The following is an 18,109-nucleotide window of genomic DNA, read 5'->3' as shown; positions in this document are numbered from 1 at the left end:
GCCGCCGTGACGCCGCCCGTTAGGCCGCGGCGGCGGGAAATCGCCCGCGAGTGGATGCGGGCGGTCTACCCGACGGCGTACGTGCCGCTGTCCCCGGCCGAGATCGAGCTGTTCCTGCTCGACCTCGTGGACGTGATCGCGGACGCGGTGCAGGCGGAGCCGTTCGCGGTGGACGCCGTCGCCGAGGTCGGCGGGCGGCTGGTGCGCGGCCACTTCACCGGCCAGGACACGCTCCGGCGCACGGTCGACGTGCTGGGCCGGGCGCTGCTGTTCGCACCGGAGTTGCGCGGCGTGCCGCGGCTCGCGGAGAAGGTCGTGGCCGTCCTGGGCGGCATCAGCGCGGGCTTCGCCGGCGCGATGCGGCTGGCCGCCTTCGACCAGCAGGAGGAGGTCAAGCGGGCGCTGCTGACCGCGAAGCGGCGGGCGGAGCGCGTGCTCGCGGTCAGCGAGGCGCGGTTCCACGAGGTGTTCGCCACGTCGGCGTTCGGCATCGTGATCACCGACTTGACGGGCGTGTGCGTGGAGGCGAACGAGGCGCTGGGCGAGATGGTCGGCGTGCCGCACGCCGAGCTGGGCGGACGTCGGCTGCTGGGCCTGTTCCACCCGGCCGACGCCGACGCGCTGGCCGCGATGTACCGGGCGGCGGGCGCGGGCCGGGTGGACCGGTTCCGCGAGCAGCGCCGGCTGGTCCGCGCGGACGGCGAACCGGTGTGGGTGCGGCTGGCCGTGTCGCTGCTGCGCGACGCCGACGGCCGGCCCGCGTTCCACGTGACGATGGCCGAGGACGTCACCGAGCTGCACCTGTTGCAGAAGAACCTGGACCACCAGCTCCTGCACGACGCGTTGACCGGCCTGTCGAACCGGCAGCACTTCGCGACCCGGTTGGAGGCGATGCACGGCGCGTCGCCGGGCGGGGTGACGCTCTACCACCTGGACCTCGACGCGTTCTCGGTGGTGAACAACGGCGTGGGCCACCCGCTCGGCGACCGGGTGCTGCGCGAGGTCGGCCGGCGGCTGGAAGCCGTGGTGGCGCGGGAGGACGCGCTGGTCGCCCGGGTCGGCGGGGACGAGTTCGCGCTGGTCGTGGCCAACCGGCCGGGCACGCCGACGGTGCCGGCCATGGTCGAGCGGATCACCGCCGCGCTGGCCGAGCCGATGACCGGCGGCACGGCGGTGTCGGCGAGCATCGGCGTGGTCGACCGGCCGACCGCGGACTGGGGTGTCGACGAGCTGCTGCGGGCCGCGAACGCGACCCTGCACCGGGCCCAGGCGCGCGGCAAGCGCCAGTGGCTGCCCTACGACCGGCACGAGGACACCCGGGCGCGGGCCTGGCTGGCGCGGGCCGCCCGGATGCCGGGCGCGCTGGCCGACGGCGAGCTGGAGGTCGAGTACCGGCCGGTGGTGGACCTGGAGTCCGACGCGCCGGTCGGGCACGTGGCGCGGCTGCGGTGGGCGGAGCTGGAGCACGAGGCGTGCGTGGACCTGGCCGAGGCCAACGGCCTGTCGCAGGCGCTGGGCCAGTGGGCGCTGGGCGAGGCGGCCGAGGCGGCGGCGGGCTGGTCGGCCGGGACCCTGCACGTCGAGCTGTCGCCGATGCAGTCCCGGGACGAGGACCTGGTCGGCACGGTGAAGCGGATCCTGGACCGGACCGGCTTACCCGGCACCGGGCTGCGGCTGTTCCTGGACACCCGGTCGATGCTCGCGCAGGACGGCGACAACGCGCAGGTGTTGCGGGACAACGGGATCGCGGTCGGGTTGGCCGGCTTCAACGGCGGCCAGGCCGAGCTGTCGCTGCTCGGGGAACTGGCCGCGGACGCGCTGCTGCTCGCGCCGTCCGCGGTGCGCCGGCTGGCCGGGCAGCGGGAGTCGTTGCCGCACCGGGCGATCGGCGCGATGGTGCGGACGATCCGGGAGTCCGGGATCGCGGTGTTCGTGCCGGACGTGCCGACCCCGGAGCTGGCCCGGTGGTGGCGCGGGGTGGGCGTGGACGGCGCGTTCGGCGCGTTCACCGGACCCGCCGTCCCCGGCTGGGAGCTCTAGACCTGCTTGACCGCGGCCAGCAGCTTGGTCAGCGAGTCCTTGGCGTCGCCGAACAGCATGGTCGTCTTCGGGTTGTAGAGCAGGCTGTTGTCGACGCCCGCGAACCCGGGCCGCATCGAGCGCTTCATGAACACCACGGCCTTGGCCCGGTCGACGTCGAAGATCGGCATCCCGTAGATGGGGCTGGTGGGCTCGTCCCGCGCGCCGGGGTTGACCACGTCGTTCGCCCCGACCACGAGCACCACGTCGACGCTGCCGATGCCCGGGTTGACGTCGTCGAGCTCCTTGAGGTGCTCGTAGGGCACGTCGGCCTCGGCCAGCAGCACGTTCATGTGGCCGGGCATCCGGCCCGCCACCGGGTGGATGCCGTAGTCGACGCTGATGCCGCGCGACTCCAGCAGCTGGGCCAGTTCACGCGCCGCGTGCTGGGCCTGGGCGACGGCCAGCCCGTAGCCGGGCACGACGAGCACGGAGTGCGCGTAGCCCAGCAGGATCGCGACGTCCTCGACCGTGCCGGAGCGCACGGTCCGCTGCTCGCCGGACACCGCCGCCTGCGGCACCGCCTTGAACGCGCCGAACAGGATGTTGGCCAGCGAACGGCCCATCGCCTGCGCCATCAGCCGGGTCAGGATCGTGCCGGACGCGCCGACCAGGGTGCCCGCGACGATCAGCAGCGTGTTGCCCAGCACGTAGCCGGACGCGGCGACCGCGAGCCCGGTGAACGCGTTGAGCAGCGAGATGGCGATCGGCACGTCCGCGCCGCCGACCGGCAGCACGAACAGCACGCCCAGCGCCAACCCGGCCACCGCCAGCAGCACCAGCAGCGACGTCGACCCGGTGACCAGGGTGGCCAGCGCCAGCGCCGCGCTCAGCCCGGCCACGCCGATGCCGATCCACTGCCCGGCCGGCAGCAGCACCGGCCGGGTGGTCATGACCTCCTGGAGCTTGAGGAAGGTGACCACGCTGCCGGAGAAGCTCACCGACCCGATCAGCACGGTGAGCACCGTCGCGACCATGAACAGCGCGCCCGCGTCGCCGCTCTCCAGGAACTCGGCCAGCGCCACGATCGCCGCCGCCGCGCCGCCGACCCCGTTGAACAGGGCCACCATCTGCGGGATGGCGGTCATCTTGACCTGCCGCGCGGCCGGGACGCCGACCACCGTGCCGAGCGCCACGGCGACGAGGATCAGCACCGAGTTGGCCTCGACGGTGACGAACGCGGTGACCACGGCGAGCGCCATGCCCGCCGCGCCGACCAGGTTGCCCAGGCGGGCGTGCCGGGGCGTGCTGAGGCCCTTGAGCGCCAGGATGAAGCACAGCGCGGCGGCCAGGTAGGCGAGCTGGACCCACGTCATCGCTTGTGCCCCTTGAACATCTCCAGCATCCGGTCGGTCACCACGAAGCCGCCGACCACGTTGACCGTGGCCAGGAACACCGCGAGGAGACCGAGGACGAGGGTGAGGGCGTCGTGGGCCTGGCCGGTGATCAGGATCGCGCCGACCAGGATGACGCCGTGGATGGCGTTCGCGCCGGACATCAGCGGGGTGTGCAGGATCGTCGAGACCTTCGAGACCACCTCGAAGCCCACGAACACGGCCAGCACGAAGATCGTCAGCAGCTCGATCACAGCAGCTCCCTGGTGGGCGCGTGGCGCACGACACCCGCGTGGGTGAGGCACGCCCCGGACAGCACCTCGTCGGTCAGGTCGGGTTCGACCCGGCCGTCGGCGGTCATCAGCGCGAGCAGGTTGGCGACGTTCTTGGCGTAGAGCCGGCTGGCGTGCACGGGCATCCCGCTGGGCAGGTTGCGCGCGCCGTGGACGAGCACCTCGCCCACCCAGACGTCCTCGCCGGGCGCGGACCCGACGACGTTGCCGCCGGACTCGGCGGCCAGGTCGACCACGACCGAGCCGGGCGGCATGGCCTTGAGCATGTCGGTGGTGACCAGGACGGGGGCTTTGCGGCCCGGCACGGCGGCCGTGGAGATGACGATGTCGCTGGCGGCGACCCGTTCGGCGATCAGTGCGCGCTGGCGCTCCAGGAACGCCTCGGACTGCACGGCGGCGTACACGCCGTCCTGGGACTCCAGGTCGAGTTCGAGGAACTTGGCGCCCAGGCTGCGGACCTCCTCGGCGGCGGCCTTGCGGACGTCGTAGGCCTCCACCACGGCACCGAGCCGGCGGGCCGTGGCGATCGCCTGGAGACCGGCCACCCCGGCGCCCAGGACCAGCACCTTGGCCGGGGGCACGGTGCCCGCGGCGGTGGTGAACATGGGCAGGAAGCGCGGCAGGTGCCGGGCCGCGAGCAGGACGGCCCGGTACCCGGAGACGAGGGCCTGCGACGACAGGGCGTCCGCGCTCTGCGCGCGGGTCACCCGGGGCAGCAGGTCGAGGCTGAAGGCGGTGACCTTGCGCTCCGCGAGGACGCGGACGAGGTCGAGTTCGGTCGCTGGTTGGAGGAAGCCGACGGTGATGTCGCCCTCGCGCAGCAGCCGGGCCTGGTCCAGGTCCAGCGGCTGCACGGTCAGGACGACCTCGGTGCTGCCGGCGGGGTGGTCGGGGATGATCTCCGCTCCGGCCGTGCGGTAGGCGGCGTCCGAGGCGTGGGCGTGGAGGCCCGCCCCGGACTGCACGTCGACCGCGAGACCGGCGCCGATCAGCGAGGTCACCGTTTCCGGTAGCCCGGCCACGCGGCGCTCAGCGGGCCGCGATTCCGCGGGAATGCCCACTTTCACAAGAACGCACGGTAGTCGATCAAAGGTGATCCACACCACACCACGCCGTTGACGTTGACCGTACGGACGTACTGCGCACGGTCAGTGGATCACCGGGCACACGCCCTCGGTGTCGCCGGCGAAGAAGTTCGGCACCAGCTCCCGCTTGTCGTAGTAGCGGTGGAACACGCTGGTGATGCCCCCGGACATCGGCGGCACGATCCACGTCCAGTCCGCCGGGCAGGACCGTCCGGCCGCCTCCTCCTTCTGCAGGTGGGTGAGGAACCGGTCGGACTCGGTGTGGTGGTCGGTGATGGTGACCCCGGCCTCGGCGAACGAGTGCAGCACCGCCCGGTTGAGCTCCACCAGCACCCGGTCCTGCCACAGGGTCTGCACGCGGGAGGTGTCCAGCCCCATCCGGCGGCCGAGGTAGGGCAGCAGGTCGTAGCGGTCGACGTCGGCGAAGTTGCGGGCCCCGATCTCGGTGCCCATGTACCAGCCGTTGAACGGCGCGGCCGGGTAGTCGATCCCGCCGATCCGCAGCCGCATGTTGCTGATCGCGGGCACCGCGTGCCACTTGAGCCCGAGACCGGCCAGCCACGGCAGTTCGGGGTGGCTCATCGGGACTTCCAGCACGGCGTCGCGGGGCAGTTCCACCATCGCGGGGTCGGCGTCCTCGCGCTCCACGATCAGCGGCAGCAGGTCGAACGGCCCCCGCTCGACCGGCGGCCGCCACCCCCGGGCCAGGGCGTGATCGGTCAGCTCGGCGTTGCGGCGGTCGCCGAGCACCCCGCCGTCGCGGCCCCGGTAGCCGGCGTAGCGGACGAGCTGCTCGTTGCGGATGCGCGGACCGGGCTGACCGGGTTCGTCGGGGGCGAACACGGTGATGACGGGACGCACCTTCCCGTCGTTCGTGGCGAGCTTGAGGTGTTCGACGCACTCGTCGGCGACTTCCTTGGGATCGCGCAGGTCCCGCAGGTCCCGGACCTTGAGGCTGCGCCAGTAGAGACGCCCGATGCAGCGCGCGCTGTTGCGCCACGCGACCCGCGCGCCGAACGCCAGCTCGGCCGGCGTGTGCCGGTAGGTGCCGGTCGCGGCGACCTCGCCGTGCACCTCGGCCAACCGGTGCTCGACGGGCCCGACCTCGGGGTTCTCGGAGTGGTGGAGGTGGAGGAACTCGTCGGCCTCCGCGAGGTCGACGGTGCCGGTGCGAAGGGGGATGGCTTCAGTCGGACAGGCGGGGACGGGGGCCATGGCGGGACACCGTAGTTGGCCCACCGGGGAAACGGCACCGCCGGGACGGGCACCCGAAGCCCGGCACACCCCGCGACCGACTCCACACGGTGAGTGCTTGATCGGGCGAAAGGGTGACGAATCCAGCGAAAACGAGTGATATTGGATCGTTACCCGCCCGAATCACGGTAGTGATCCGTGATTTACGTCACTGTTCATTTTTCACCGATCGAGTGACTCCACCGGTGGCCGCCACGCGGTGAACCGCTCGGCCCCCTTCACGACCGCCCACGAGGGCATCGCGCGCAGGGCGAGATCCCGCGCCGCGACCGCCAACGGATTGCGCAATCGGAATCCCATCCGCCCCGCCACCCGGGACGCCCGCGCGACCGCCTGAGTACGCGGCCGACGCACCCGATCGTAAGCCGCAAGCGCTTGCTCGACCGACGGGAACCGATCACAAGCCGCAGCCAGCACCACCGCGTCCTCGAACGCCATGCAGGCGCCCTGCCCCAGGTAGGGCGTCATCGCGTGCGCGGCGTCCCCGAGCAACACCGCCCGCCCGGACACGTATGACGGCAACGGCGCCCCCAACTCGTAGATGTCGTGCCGCAACACGACCCCCGTCGAGTCCAACACCGAGGGAATCGGTGCGTGCCACCGCCCCACAAGCCCACGCACGACACCCAACTCGTCCGACGACACCACCCCCTCCGGGGCCTCCGTAGCCGCGTACCAGCACACCCGCCCGTCCCCCAGCGGCAAGACCCCGAACTCCACCCCGTCCCCCACGGTCTGGGAGATCGCCAGGTCCGCCGGGAAGCGCGCCTCGGTCACGCTCCGCCACGCCGTGACCCCGCCGTAGACCGGTCCGGTGACACCCGGGAAGAGCGCTTCCCGAAGTCGACTCCGAACACCGTCCGCAACCACCACGAGGTCACCGTCGAGGGATTCGACGGAGGACACGTCGACCGAGTTGACCAGACACGACGCCGGCAACGCGGCACGCAACACCCCGTGCAGATCGGCCCGGTGCACCGCCACCACCCGCCCGGCCCCCGCCACCCGCACCAACGCCCGCCCCCGGGGGTCGAGCACCCGAGCCGCCACCCGAGGCGTCCCCACCCGCCGGACCTCGTCCGCCACCCCCAGCACCGACAAGGCCCGCAACGCGTTGGGCATGACCCCGACCCCCGCCCCCACCTCCCCGAACCCGGCGGCCCGTTCCAGCACCACCACGTCCCACCCGATCCGCCGCAACCCCACAGCCGCAGCGAGCCCGCCAAGCCCGCCCCCCACCACCACAGCCCGCCGAACCGCCACGACACCCACTCCTTCTACACCTGTAGAGGTGCCTTACTCTACAGGTGTAGAAGGAGGCTGGACATGACCGACCGCGTGACCCTCATCGCCGACACCGCCATCGACCTGGTGGCCACGAGAGGAATGCGGGGACTCACCCACCGCGCAGTGGACGCGGAGGCCGGCCTCCCCCCGGGGTCCACGTCCGCCTACTACCGCACCAGAAAGGCCCTGATCGAGGCCGTGGTAGCCCGACTCGCCGCCTTGGACCTCGAAGAAGCCGCCACAGCCGACCTGCCCGGCACCCCGGACCCGGCCCTGCTCGCCCCCGCCATGGCCGCCGTCCTGGACCACTGGATGACAACGGCGAGGAACCGAACCCTGGCCCGCTACGCGTGCATGCTGGAAGCCACCCACCACCCGGAACTCCGCAGCATCCTCAACCACGGCACAGAGGCGAGAAGCCGAGCCAGGCAACTCCTGGAACGCGCGGGCATCCCCGACCCCGACCGCAAGGGCAGAGCCCTGGTCGCCTACCTGGACGGCCTCCTCTTCGACCGCCTGGTGGGCGCAGGAGCCCTGCACGCCCCACCTCCCGGCACCCCCGAAAGCCAAGAAGACCTGACCCACGCCGTACGCGCAGCCCTACAAGCCGTCTTCCAACCCCCCACCACCCCACCCGCCCCTACCACCCCACGCGCCCCCACCACGGCCACGTAACCCCAACGCTCCCCGTCGTGACGGAACTGGTCGACCGAGACGGCCCCGACCTGCTGCCTCTCCTGCAACACCGCCTACGCCACCGACCACCCGGACGTAGTCGTCTACGACATCGCCCCATTGTTCGGCGAGGATCCTCGCCGAATAATGGGGCATGCGGGCGATCCAGTTCTAGAACAGCAGCCACCCCAACCAGCGTCAAACACGAAATCGCCCACGTCGACGGCACACAGCAAGCCGCCGACGTAATCGAAGAAGCACCCCACTGACGCGCAACAACCTGTAGAGCCCCGCCTCCAGAGTGTTCTCCCCGTATGGCCTGCGCGCAGCGAACCGCGCTTGGTCAGGGAGGGCAAGCACGCTTTTCGCTTGCCCTCCCTGACCAAGGGTGGTTGTCTTCAGACCAGGCCATGCGGGGTGAACACGGCGGCCGCCCTTCTCCCCCGGCGGCCTGCCCAGCGGCGAGCGTCGCTCTTGCTCTTGCTTTCCTCCCGCCCCACTCCCGCTCTATTCCCGCTCTATTCCCACTCCGCTCCCGCTCCCACGTCGCCGAAGCCAAGCCCTACCCACACCGCAAACCAGCTCAAGCGGACTGCGACGAACTGCCCAACCGCGGAAACGGATCGGTGGAGAAGACGACCTCCACCGACACCTCGAAGTACTGCGCTATCCGCAGCGCGAGGTAGAGGCTGGGGCTGTACTCGCCGCGTTCCAGGTACCCCACGGTCTGGTAGTGGATCCCCAAAGCCTCGGACAGCTGCCGCCGCGACACCCCGCGCTCCGCACGCAGCATCGCGATCCGGTTGAAGACTGTCTCGCTCACCCCACGCCCCTCTGGAGCGCGGCGTGCCGCCGCTGCTCCATGTCCGCCCCGGACTCCCTCCGGGCCATCCGACGCAGAATCGTAGGCGCGAGCAGGAACCCGACCACCGCCCACACCCCCAGCACGCCGAACATCTCCAGCGAGCGCCACGACCCGCCGATCTCCATGACGACCGCCGCGTCGGGCAGCATCGCCGACCGCGTGCCCAACCCCAGCCAGTAGACCGGGAACACCTGGGCCACACCCTGGAGCCAGCCGGGCATCGCCGAGATCGGGTAGAAGATCCCCGAGATCGAGATGATCGCCATCATCGGCAGCATGGTGAACCCCATGGCGCCCTGCGGGCTCTTCGCCAGCGACCCGGCCACCGCGCCCCACGGGAGCGTGGCCAGCATCCCGACCACGAGCACCAGCAGCAGGTAGAGGAACTCGTCGAACCCGACCCCGGACAGCCCGCCGATCAGCAGCGCGCCGGGCAGCATCACCACGGTCAGGCTGAACAACGCGTCCAGCGAGGTCTGCACGACCCGCCCGACCAGGTAGCCGGTCATCCCGTTCGGGATCGCCTTGGCGCGCAGCAGCGTGCCGTCCTCCCGGTTCATCGACAGCGCGCCCGCCGGCCCGACCAGCCCGCCGAACGCGACCATCATCCCCAGCATGCTGGGCAACGTCATCGACGCCAGCGACAGCGACATGCCCTCCACCGGCGAATCACGCTGGAACCACAGCACGGCCAGGAACCCGGTCGCGGTGAACACGTTGAAGAACTGGTCGGAACTGGCCAGCGTGTGCCGGAACTCGAACCACCCGCGACTGAGCCCCAGCCGGACCGCGTACATCGTCGCGTTCACTGCGCCGCCACCTCTTTTTCTCCACCCTGACCAACGCCCCGAACGCCGCCTTCGCCCCCGACTCCCCCAACGCCGCCGCCGCCGCCGACACCGACCTCGACGCCGCTTTCGAAGCGCTGCACCAACGTCAGGTACGTGTCCTCCAACGTGCTGCGCCGCACCTCCAGGTCCGAGATCCCGGTGCTGTACTGCGCGAACAGCTCCCGCACGAACCCGGTGGCGTCCTCGGTCGGGTGGACGTGCCGCTGCCCGTCCCGGGTCCAGCGCACCTCGGTCTGGCCCGCGGCCTGCCGGCTGAGCTGGTCCGGGCTGCCGTCGGCGATGATCCGCCCGCCGGCCAGCACCAGGATCCGGTCGGCCAGCTTCTCCGCCTCGGCCAGGTCGTGCGTGGTGAGCAGGATCGTCATGCCCTCCAGGTCGGACAGCCGGTGCACCAGGTCGTGGAACTCCCGCCGCGCGTGCGGGTCGAACCCGGCCGTCGGCTCGTCCAGGAACAGCAGTTCCGGCTTGCCCACGATGCCGATCGCCACGTCCAGCCGCCGCCGCTGACCGCCCGACAGCTTCGCCGCCTTCTTGTGCGCGTGTTCTTCCAGGCCCACCGTCTTGATCAGCTCGTCCGTGTCGAACGGCCGCCTCCGGTCCGGCGTGCTGTACGGCGCGTAGTACCGCCCCAGGTGGTCGAGCAGGTCGCGCACCTTCCACCGCGCGTGGTCGCGCCACGACTGGAGGACGACCCCCAGCTTGGCCCGCCACGCCTCGTCACCCTTCGCCGGATCGACGCCGAGCACGCGGACGTGCCCCGCCGACCGCAGCCGGAACCCCTCCAGGATCTCGATCGTGGTCGTCTTGCCGGCCCCGTTGGGCCCCAGCAGGGCGACCACCTCACCCCTCGCGGCGGTGAAGTCCACCCCGTGCAGCACGTCCGCGGTGCCGTAACGCATCCGCAGATCGCGCACCTCGATGACCAAGACACACCCCCACTTCCTCACACCGCCGGATCCCCCGTCCGATCCCCTGCGGACCCATCCGACTCCTCGCACAATGTGTAGCACACCTGCTATCACTCGTACTAGCTCGTTGCTCGGCTCCACCCTTACGCCTTATTTACTTCACGACTTCGTGAATCTTCTGTAGCTTGCAAAGCAGGTCCCCGAACGCACTGGGAGGTGTGCGAGATGACCGAAACACTGCACCCCGAGCTGCCCGTAGAACGCAGCTCACCGCTCGACCCATCGCCACGACTGGGGGAACTGCGCACGACCGAGCCGATCACCCGGCTGCACTACCCGGACGGGCACGAGGGATGGCTGGTCACCAGCCACGAACTCGCCCGCGCGGTGCTGGCCGACCGCCGGTTCAGCAACCGGGCCGAGATCCAGCACTCGCCGGTCCGGGCCGGCGGCAAGCCCGTGCCGGCGGGGCCGCCGGCCAAGCCCGGCATGTTCATCAACATGGACGGCACCGAGCACTCGCGGTACCGCAAGCTGCTCACCGGCCAGTTCACCGTGCGCCGGATGAACCAGCTGGTGCCGCGGATCGAGCAGATCGTGGCCGACCACCTGGCCTCGATGCGGGCGCAGGGCCCCGGCGTCGACCTGGTCGAGGCCTTCGCGCTGCCCGTGCCGTCCATGGTGATCTGCGAGCTGCTCGGCGTGCCCTACGACGAACGCGAGCAGTTCCAGCGCGACACGAGGACGGGGTTCAGCCTGGACAACGACTTCACCGAGATCATGGCCGCGTTCGAGCGGATCGAGCACTACGTCGCGGACCTGGTCGCGCGCAAGCGGGACGAGCCCGGCGACGACATGCTGAGCGGGCTGATCGAGACCGGCGAGCTGACCGACGAGGAAGTCACCAACATGGGGCTCCTCCTGCTGATCGCCGGCCACGAGACGACCGCGAACATGCTCGGCATCGGCACGCTCGCCCTGCTGGAGAACCCCGACCAGCTGGCGGCGCTGCGCGCCGACCCGGCACTGGTCGACAACGCCGTCGAGGAGCTGCTGCGCTACCTGTCGATCATCCAGATCGGCCCGGTGCGGGTGGCGCTCGAAGACCTCGAACTCCACGGCGTGCGGATCAAGGCGGGCGACAACGTCACGCTGTCCGTCCCGGCCGCCAACCGCGACCCGAACCGGTTCCCGAACCCGGACCGGCTCGACGTCCGGCGGTCGGCCTCGGGCCACGTAGCCTTCGGCCACGGGGTGCACCAGTGCCTCGGCCAACAGCTCGCGCGGATCGAGATGCGGGTGGGGTTCGCCGCGTTGATCCGCGAGTTCCCGGACCTGCGGCTCGCGATACCGGCCTCGGAGGTGCCGATGCGCAAGGACATGGGGATCTACGGCGTGCACCGCCTGCCCGTGGAGTTCTGATGAGGATCGAAGTCGACCCGGACCGCTGTGCCGCTTCGGGCATGTGCGCGCTGACCGACCCCGAGGTGTTCGACCAGGACGAGGAGGACGGCACCGTCGTGCTGCTCGACCCGACCGCCGCGGGTCACGAACAGGAAGCCCGCGAAGCCGCGCACCTGTGCCCGGCGGGGGCCATCACCGTGATCGAGTGACCAAGCGGCCGCCGGCTTCCGGCGGCCGCTCCTCTTTCTCCACCACGCTCTTCCGCACACACCACCGCGCTCGTCCACCACGCGATCACAGCGCGAGGTGCACCCGCAACGCCTCTTCGAGCTTCTTGAGCACCGCGGGCGGCAGCTCCCCGATCCGGGCGCGCAACCGCGCCGCCGCGATCGTCCGCACCTGCTCGGCCTGCGCCTTCGAGTCCGCGCCCAGCCCGCACTCCGCGGCCGGCAGCAGGACCTGGAACGGGTACACCCGAGCGGTGTTCGAGGTGATCGGCACGATGGTCACGACACCCCGCCCGCCCCGCCCGGCGGCCCGGTTCGCCGCGTCGTTGCTGACGACGACGGCCGGTCTGATCTTGTTCGCCTCCGCACCGACGGACGGCTCCAGATCGACCCAGTAGATGTCACCTCGACGCATCGACAACACCGTCTGGCGCAGTCACGTCCCACATCTCGGATTCACCGTCGGCTTCCCACTCGTCCCACGCGTTCGCGTAGGCGTTCTCCAACCCGGACTCCCGCAACAACGCGATCGCCTGGTGGATCACCGACGACCGTGAGGCACTGCGATGTTGCAGAAGGTAGCGATCAACAAACTCTACGTCTTCCTCCGGCAGACTCACACTGATTTTCACACCCCCGATGCTACCTCCGGTACTACCACCACGCCCACCCCTCCGTTCTCCACCCCAATGCCCCCGGACGCCCAGCCTCCCGCTACCCGACAGGCTCCACCGCCAGCCCCGCCCGTCCCGACGACTGCCACCGCACAGGCGTCCCGTGCAACGCCGCGACCAGCGACTTCACCACCACCAGGTACGTCAACTGCCGATACGCCAGCTGTTGCAGTGGAAACGTCCAGAGCGGCTTGAGCGACTCCCCGTCCAGTCGCAACGCGTACCCCGCGCTCAACGTCTGCATCGCCAGGAAGACCGCCCACACCACCAACGCCCACGGCGCGTCCGCGATGAACGCCCCGTACAGCACGAACACGTCCAACGCCGGTGCGAGCAACGGCAGCACGACGTGGAACACCAACAGGTACGCCAACCCCAGCCGCCCCATGCGGCCACGTGCCGCCCGGTGCTTCCACATCGACTGGAACGTCCCGTACGACCACCGGTAACGCTGCTTGTACAGCCCGCGCACCCCGGTGGGCACCTCGGTCCACGCCCGCGCGCCCGGCTCGTACACGACCTTCCACCCGGCCCGGGTGATCGCCATGGTCACGTCGGTGTCCTCGGCCAGCGTGTCCGCGCTGATGCCGCCGACCTCGTCGAGCGCCTCGCGCCGGAACGCCCCGATCGCGCCCGGGATGGTCGGCAGGCAGCCCAGGGCGTTGAGGATCTGCCGGTCGAGGTTCGACCCGGCGCAGTACTCCAGGTGCTGCCACCGCCCGAACACCCCGCGCCGGTTGGCGACCTTGACGTTGCCGGAGACCGCGCCGACCCGGTCGGCCCCCAGCGGCCGCACCACCTTCGTCACCGTGTCCGCGTCGAACACCGTGTCACCGTCGACCAGCACCAGCACCTCGTGCCGGGCCAACGCGATCCCCGCGTTCAACGCCGCCGGCTTGCCCGCGTTCTCCTGCCGGTGCACCCGCACCGCCGGCAGCCCCAGCGCCTCGACCAGGTCGCCCGTGCCGTCGTCCGACCCGTCGTCCACCACGACGACCTCGACGTCACCGGAGTGCGAGGACGACACGATCGACCGCACCGCGGCCACGATGTTCGCCGACTCGTTGTAGGCGGGCACCACCACCGACACGTCCGGCGCGTAGTCCGGCCCCACGTCCTGGCCCAGCACCGCGTCGACGCGCCGCAGCCGCCGCGAGGTGTGCGCCAACCCCAACTGCATCACGGTCCGCAACAGCGCCAGCACCGCCACGATCCCGCTCACCACCCCCAGCACGACCACGATCGCACCGCCGTGCCACTGCGCGAACGCCAACGCGTGCCCGGTCATCCGCACGCCTATGCCCGCGCTCCCGCCACCCCCACCTTCCGCACCGGCACCTTCCGCACCCGCACCCTCCCCACCCACACCGGCTACAGAACGCTCGCCGGCCACAGCACGCTCGCCCGAGCCGGCACGCGCCTCCGACAACGACACGAACCGATGTCCCGGCAGTCGGTGGAGCAGCAGGTCCACCACGTCCGGTGCGCTGCTGTTCACGTGCAGTCGCACGACCTGGCGCACGTCGGTGCCCGCCACGATCGCCGGCGGGTCGCGCACGGTCAGGTCCAGCGTGTCCGGATCCGGTTCTGACAGTCCAGTGTGGACTCCGGTCGCCGCCGCCAGCGCGGCCCGCGCGAACGCCGGGTCCAGCGCCCCGTCCGGCCCGGCGCGGAACGTGCCGACGCCGACCTCGTGGCCTTCGTCGACCATCCGCCGCACCAGCTCCGGGTGCGCGTTGACCGCCGCGCCGACCACGAAGAACGTCGCCCGGACCCGCCGCTGCGCCAACCGGTCGAGCAGCCGGGGCGTGTACCGCGCGTCCGGCCCACCGTGGAACACCAGCGCCGCCACGCCCGCCGGCACCGGCTCCGCGACCGCCGCCGGCCGTGCCGACTTCGGTGGGATCGCGGTCGCGTAGGCGTGGAACGCCAACGCACCCAACAACAACGCCAACCCGACCAGCAACGAGACCCAGTGCGCTCTCACGGCAGGTGCTCGAACACGGTCGCCACGATCACCCCGGCGAACCCCGAGAGCCCGACCGCCAGCGCGACGCCGAGGACGGCCATCAGCCCCCGGCGTCTACCGGTCTCGTCGACGAAGACCTGTTTTGCCACCACGTTCCCCCCAGTCGAACCGCCGCGACGGCCACGCCCGCCCCGACCGCGACCGCCATCGGCGGAAACCCGCGGATCACCAGCGGCGCGGCGGTGACGACCAGCTCGCGCAACGACTTCCCCCCGGCGGCGGTCACCCCGACCACCAGCCCCACGCACAGCAGCGGAGGTGCGGGCACCACCGCCCACAACCCCACGGGTCGCACCGCGGCGGTCGCGAACACCGCGCCCGCCACGAGGAACCCACCGAACAGCCAGCCCGGCTGACCACCGTCCAACCAGTACCCCACCGAGGCGAGCACCGCGGACACCCCCAGGGCGGCCAGGCTCGGCAGGTGTGAGATTCGGTCGACCACGCAAGCCCCCAGCATCTGAACGGCCTTAGGCTACGCGACCGGGAGGTGGGGATGGTGCGTGGTTTCTCGCTGATCGTGACCAGGATCGCGTGGATCACGACGGCGCTCGTGGTGCTGGTCGCGTCCGGAGTGGCCTGGACCACCTATCAGGATCTCGACAGCGGTGTGCGGCGGTCGCGGGCGATCCCGGAGGACGCGCCGCGCTCGACCGACGGGTTCACCGTCCTGCTGATCGGGCTCACCACGCGCCGCGACCTCGACGGAGGCGCACCGTCCGACGAGGTGATGTCCCAACTGCACGCCGGTGACGTCGACCGCGGCGGGTACAACGCGAACACGTTGATCCTCGTGCACGTTCCGGCCGACGGCGGTCCCGCCACCGCGATGTCCGTGCCACGCGACAACTACGCCGTGCTGCACGGTGTCCCGGGCACGCCGCGGGAAAGGATCAAGGAGGCGTACGGCCGGGCCAAGGAAGCCGAGGAGGACCGGCTGATCCAGGAGGGCGGGCACGACGCGGCCGAACTGGAGTGGCTGGGCCGCGAGGCCGGGCGGCGCGCGCAGGTGGCGACCGTGCGGGAGTTCGTCGGCATGCCGGTGGACGCGCTGGCCGAGCTGAGCCTGGCGGGCTTCTACCACCTGGCGGACTCGCTGGACGGCGTGGACGTGTGCCTGAACCAGGCCACCGCGGACCACGAGTTCTCCGGTGCCGACTTCCCCGCCGGGCGGCAGCGGCTCGACGCCGCGCAAGCGCTCGCGTTCGTCCGGCAGCGGCACGGCCTGCCCAACGGCGACCTGGACCGGACGCGGCGGCAGCAGGCGTTCCTCAAAGCCGTGCTGAGCCGCGTGAAGGAGCAGGGCGTGGCCGCGCTGGGGCCGGTCGTGTCGGTGGCCAAGCAGAACGTCGTGCTGTCCGACGGCTGGGACGTGCTCGACCTCGGTGGCCGGGTGACCGGCGTGCGGTTCCTGACCCTGCCCATCACCGGCGACCCCGACCGCGACGGGCAGGAGGCGATGCGCGGCGCGGTGGACGTGGCCCTGGGCCGCGCCACGCCACCACCGCCACCTCCGCCGCCACCCTCGCCCGACGCTTCCCCCACCCCGCCACCGCCTCCCAGCGTGCCGCCCAGCGTCGACGGGATCCCTTGCGTCGACTGACCCTCGGACGGACCGGTCACATCCCCGGCGCGCGATCCGTCAAGCGAGCATGGAACCCAGGATGAAGAACCCGGCGCTGCTCCTCCCCGAGGCCAGGAAGGGCATCGGCAGCCTCTACAAGGCGATGCACTCCGGTGGCGTGCCGCAGTCCACGCTGGAACTGGTGCACCTGCGTGCCGGCCAGGTCAACGGGTGCAGCGCGTGCGTCGACGCGGGTGCCCGCAACGCCCGCAAGGCCGGCGAGGACGTCGAACGGCCGCTGTTGCTGCCGGTGTGGCGGGAGACCGACAAGTTCACCGACGCCGAGCGGGCCGCGCTGGAGCTGACCGAGGCCGCCACCCTGATCGCCGACCGGCCCCGACTCCGTCACCGACAAGATCTGGGACGCCGCGGCGGACCACTTCGACGAGCAGGGCCTGTCCGCGATCATCCTCATGATCGCCGTGACGAACATGTTCAACCGCATCAACACCACGATCCGCGAACCCGCGGGCGCGGCCTGGTCCTGACTCCGGCGGGCGGCCCCTCCCCGGGCCGCCGCCTCCGGCCACCCTCCCCGCACCGACTGCACCCACTCCCGCCCCTCGACCCGCGCCCCTCCGCCCTCAGACTTTCGCGCCCCTCCGCCCTCAGACCGTGCGGAGCTGCTCGATCACCGCCCCGAAGTCCGACCCGCCGTGCCCGTCCGCCACCGCCCGCTCCATCAGCGACTTCACGTGCTCCAGCACCGTCGTGTCCACCCCGCGCACCTGCCCGGCGTGGATGAGGTGGTCGGCCGCCGACAACTGCATGTCCAGCCGCGCCGACCGGCTCGTGTGATCGCCGCTGTCCACCTGTTCCGCGATCGGCCCCAGGAATGCGGCCGTGGCCCCGAGCAATTCCTGGGCGAGCGGCGTGAATCGCACCGCCGACACTTCCTCCCTGCCCACCAGAGCGGTCGCCTGGAGGTACCCGGTCATCGCGGAATACATGATCCCGAGCAACGCGGTGTCGTACAGCGCGGCCAGTCCGGCGTCCGCGCCCAGGAACCTCGCGTCGCCCAACACCTCGAACGCCTCGCGGTGTGCCTCATACGCGTCCGCGGAGCCGCTGAAGAGGATCATGGAAGTGGGGTCGCCGATTCCCGACGGCTCGGTCATGATGCCGCCGTCGAGGTAGCGCGCGCCGCGCGCGGCGATCCGCGCGGCGAACTCCCGGGCCTGCTCGGGGGTTCCGGTGGTGAGGTTGACGATGGTCTTCCCGGCGAGGTCGCCGACCAGGACGTCGTCCACCGCGCCGTAGTCCAGCACACACGCCACGACCAGCGGGCTCGCCGCCACGGCGGCTGCGGCGGACGTGGCCGCCGTCGTGCCGTCCGGGCCGGGGCGGTTCGACCGGGTCCACACGGTCGTGGGGTGGCCGGCGCGGCGGAACGCGTCCGCGAGCGCCGTGCCCATGAACCCGAGCCCGAGCACGGTCACCGGCTGCTTCAGCTGTTCGTTGGTCACCGCACCATCGTCACCGGGGCGTTTAGACTGATCAAGTAGGCACAATGAAGTAAC

General features: G+C 71.3%; 19 protein-coding genes and 1 pseudogene. 6 read left to right on the top strand and 14 right to left on the bottom strand.

The genetic code is table 11. The annotated features are described in order from the left end of the window. The first annotated feature begins 6 nt into the window (after nucleotides 1–6). A complete protein-coding gene (locus BN6_RS07625) occupies nucleotides 7–2,040 on the top strand; it encodes a diguanylate cyclase domain-containing protein (protein ID WP_015098989.1) in 2,034 nt (677 codons plus the stop codon). Here BN6_RS07625 and BN6_RS07620 read toward each other — a convergent pair. The 5 genes from BN6_RS07620 to BN6_RS07600 all read right to left on the bottom strand — a co-directional run bounded on the left by BN6_RS07620 (nucleotide 2,037) and on the right by BN6_RS07600 (nucleotide 7,308). Continuing rightward, nucleotides 2,037–3,395, bottom strand: coding sequence for an NAD(P)(+) transhydrogenase (Re/Si-specific) subunit beta (locus tag BN6_RS07620; protein ID WP_015098988.1), 1,359 nt, complete (start codon nucleotides 3,393–3,395; stop codon nucleotides 2,037–2,039). The two genes, BN6_RS07625 and BN6_RS07620, sit on opposite strands and share 4 nt — an antisense overlap. Then, on the bottom strand, nucleotides 3,392–3,667 hold the full coding sequence (locus BN6_RS07615) for an NAD(P) transhydrogenase subunit alpha (RefSeq protein ID WP_041312230.1): 276 nt from the start codon (nucleotides 3,665–3,667) through the stop codon (nucleotides 3,392–3,394). Before BN6_RS07615 ends, BN6_RS07620 begins: the two co-directional genes overlap by 4 nt. Continuing rightward, nucleotides 3,664–4,812 (bottom strand): NAD(P) transhydrogenase subunit alpha, encoded by a 1,149-nt coding sequence (locus BN6_RS07610; protein WP_015098986.1) that lies wholly within the window; start codon nucleotides 4,810–4,812, stop codon nucleotides 3,664–3,666. The genes BN6_RS07615 and BN6_RS07610 overlap by 4 nt, the downstream gene beginning before the upstream one ends. 42 nt (nucleotides 4,813–4,854) lie before the next feature. Further along, the gene (locus BN6_RS07605; protein WP_051075468.1) at nucleotides 4,855–6,006 is read right to left on the bottom strand and encodes a nitric oxide synthase oxygenase; all 1,152 of its coding nucleotides are present in this window, start codon (nucleotides 6,004–6,006) and stop codon (nucleotides 4,855–4,857) included. 201 nt (nucleotides 6,007–6,207) lie between these two features. Beyond that, on the bottom strand, nucleotides 6,208–7,308 hold the full coding sequence (locus BN6_RS07600; protein WP_015098984.1) for an FAD-dependent monooxygenase: 1,101 nt from the start codon (nucleotides 7,306–7,308) through the stop codon (nucleotides 6,208–6,210). 63 nt (nucleotides 7,309–7,371) lie between these two features. Between BN6_RS07600 and BN6_RS07595 the strand changes: the two genes are divergently transcribed. Continuing rightward, on the top strand, nucleotides 7,372–8,007 hold the full coding sequence (locus BN6_RS07595) for a TetR/AcrR family transcriptional regulator (protein ID WP_015098983.1): 636 nt from the start codon (nucleotides 7,372–7,374) through the stop codon (nucleotides 8,005–8,007). Nucleotides 8,008–8,590: 583 nt separating this feature from the next. Here the strand turns inward: BN6_RS07595 and BN6_RS07590 are convergent. From BN6_RS07590 to BN6_RS07580, 3 genes are read right to left on the bottom strand one after another with little or no spacing between them, the layout of a single operon-like run. Further along, on the bottom strand, nucleotides 8,591–8,830 hold the full coding sequence (locus BN6_RS07590; protein ID WP_015098982.1) for a helix-turn-helix transcriptional regulator: 240 nt from the start codon (nucleotides 8,828–8,830) through the stop codon (nucleotides 8,591–8,593). After that, nucleotides 8,827–9,681 (bottom strand): ABC transporter permease, encoded by an 855-nt coding sequence (locus BN6_RS07585; RefSeq protein ID WP_015098981.1) that lies wholly within the window; start codon nucleotides 9,679–9,681, stop codon nucleotides 8,827–8,829. The genes BN6_RS07590 and BN6_RS07585 overlap by 4 nt, the downstream gene beginning before the upstream one ends. Then, nucleotides 9,678–10,622 (bottom strand): ABC transporter ATP-binding protein, encoded by a 945-nt coding sequence (locus BN6_RS07580; RefSeq protein ID WP_085983586.1) that lies wholly within the window; start codon nucleotides 10,620–10,622, stop codon nucleotides 9,678–9,680. The genes BN6_RS07585 and BN6_RS07580 overlap by 4 nt, the downstream gene beginning before the upstream one ends. 234 nt (nucleotides 10,623–10,856) lie before the next feature. On the opposite strand from BN6_RS07580, the gene BN6_RS07575 reads away from it, so the two are divergent. Next, nucleotides 10,857–12,053, top strand: a complete 1,197-nt coding sequence (locus BN6_RS07575; protein ID WP_015098979.1) for a cytochrome P450 — start codon at nucleotides 10,857–10,859, stop codon at nucleotides 12,051–12,053. Beyond that, on the top strand, nucleotides 12,053–12,244 hold the full coding sequence (locus BN6_RS07570; RefSeq protein WP_015098978.1) for a ferredoxin: 192 nt from the start codon (nucleotides 12,053–12,055) through the stop codon (nucleotides 12,242–12,244). Before BN6_RS07575 ends, BN6_RS07570 begins: the two co-directional genes overlap by 1 nt. 85 nt (nucleotides 12,245–12,329) lie before the next feature. Here BN6_RS07570 and BN6_RS07565 read toward each other — a convergent pair whose 3' ends face one another. The 5 genes from BN6_RS07565 to BN6_RS07550 all read right to left on the bottom strand — a co-directional run bounded on the left by BN6_RS07565 (nucleotide 12,330) and on the right by BN6_RS07550 (nucleotide 15,410). After that, on the bottom strand, nucleotides 12,330–12,677 hold the full coding sequence (locus BN6_RS07565) for a type II toxin-antitoxin system PemK/MazF family toxin (RefSeq protein ID WP_015098977.1): 348 nt from the start codon (nucleotides 12,675–12,677) through the stop codon (nucleotides 12,330–12,332). Continuing rightward, nucleotides 12,664–12,894 carry a ribbon-helix-helix domain-containing protein gene (locus tag BN6_RS07560; protein ID WP_041312224.1) on the bottom strand — a complete coding sequence of 77 codons (231 nt, stop codon included), beginning with the start codon at nucleotides 12,892–12,894 and terminating at the stop codon, nucleotides 12,664–12,666. Before BN6_RS07560 ends, BN6_RS07565 begins: the two co-directional genes overlap by 14 nt. Nucleotides 12,895–12,976: 82 nt before the next feature. Beyond that, on the bottom strand, nucleotides 12,977–14,923 hold the full coding sequence (locus tag BN6_RS07555) for a glycosyltransferase (protein ID WP_015098975.1): 1,947 nt from the start codon (nucleotides 14,921–14,923) through the stop codon (nucleotides 12,977–12,979). Then, nucleotides 14,920–15,054, bottom strand: a complete 135-nt coding sequence (locus BN6_RS49480) for a hypothetical protein (RefSeq protein ID WP_269454325.1) — start codon at nucleotides 15,052–15,054, stop codon at nucleotides 14,920–14,922. The genes BN6_RS07555 and BN6_RS49480 overlap by 4 nt, the downstream gene beginning before the upstream one ends. Then, nucleotides 15,006–15,410, bottom strand: a complete 405-nt coding sequence (locus tag BN6_RS07550) for a DUF6542 domain-containing protein (protein ID WP_015098973.1) — start codon at nucleotides 15,408–15,410, stop codon at nucleotides 15,006–15,008. Before BN6_RS07550 ends, BN6_RS49480 begins: the two co-directional genes overlap by 49 nt. Nucleotides 15,411–15,461: 51 nt before the next feature. Here BN6_RS07550 and BN6_RS07545 point away from each other — a divergent pair, with 51 nt between their 5' ends. Together BN6_RS07545 and BN6_RS49935 are read left to right on the top strand one after the other, a co-directional pair. Continuing rightward, on the top strand, nucleotides 15,462–16,568 hold the full coding sequence (locus tag BN6_RS07545) for an LCP family protein (protein WP_041312221.1): 1,107 nt from the start codon (nucleotides 15,462–15,464) through the stop codon (nucleotides 16,566–16,568). Between the two features lie 49 nt (nucleotides 16,569–16,617). Further along, nucleotides 16,618–16,839 (top strand): annotated as a pseudogene (locus BN6_RS49935) (carboxymuconolactone decarboxylase family protein); the annotation flags it as partial. Between the two features lie 358 nt (nucleotides 16,840–17,197). Here BN6_RS49935 and BN6_RS07535 read toward each other — a convergent pair. Beyond that, on the bottom strand, nucleotides 17,198–18,055 hold the full coding sequence (locus BN6_RS07535) for an NAD(P)-dependent oxidoreductase (protein ID WP_015098970.1): 858 nt from the start codon (nucleotides 18,053–18,055) through the stop codon (nucleotides 17,198–17,200). Nucleotides 18,056–18,109: the final 54 nt, after the last annotated feature.

Origin of the sequence: Saccharothrix espanaensis DSM 44229 (genome assembly GCF_000328705.1) — a bacterium.
GTDB classification, from domain to species: Bacteria; Actinomycetota; Actinomycetes; order Mycobacteriales; family Pseudonocardiaceae; genus Actinosynnema; species Actinosynnema espanaense.
This window is presented reverse-complemented; position numbering and strand designations above follow the sequence as displayed.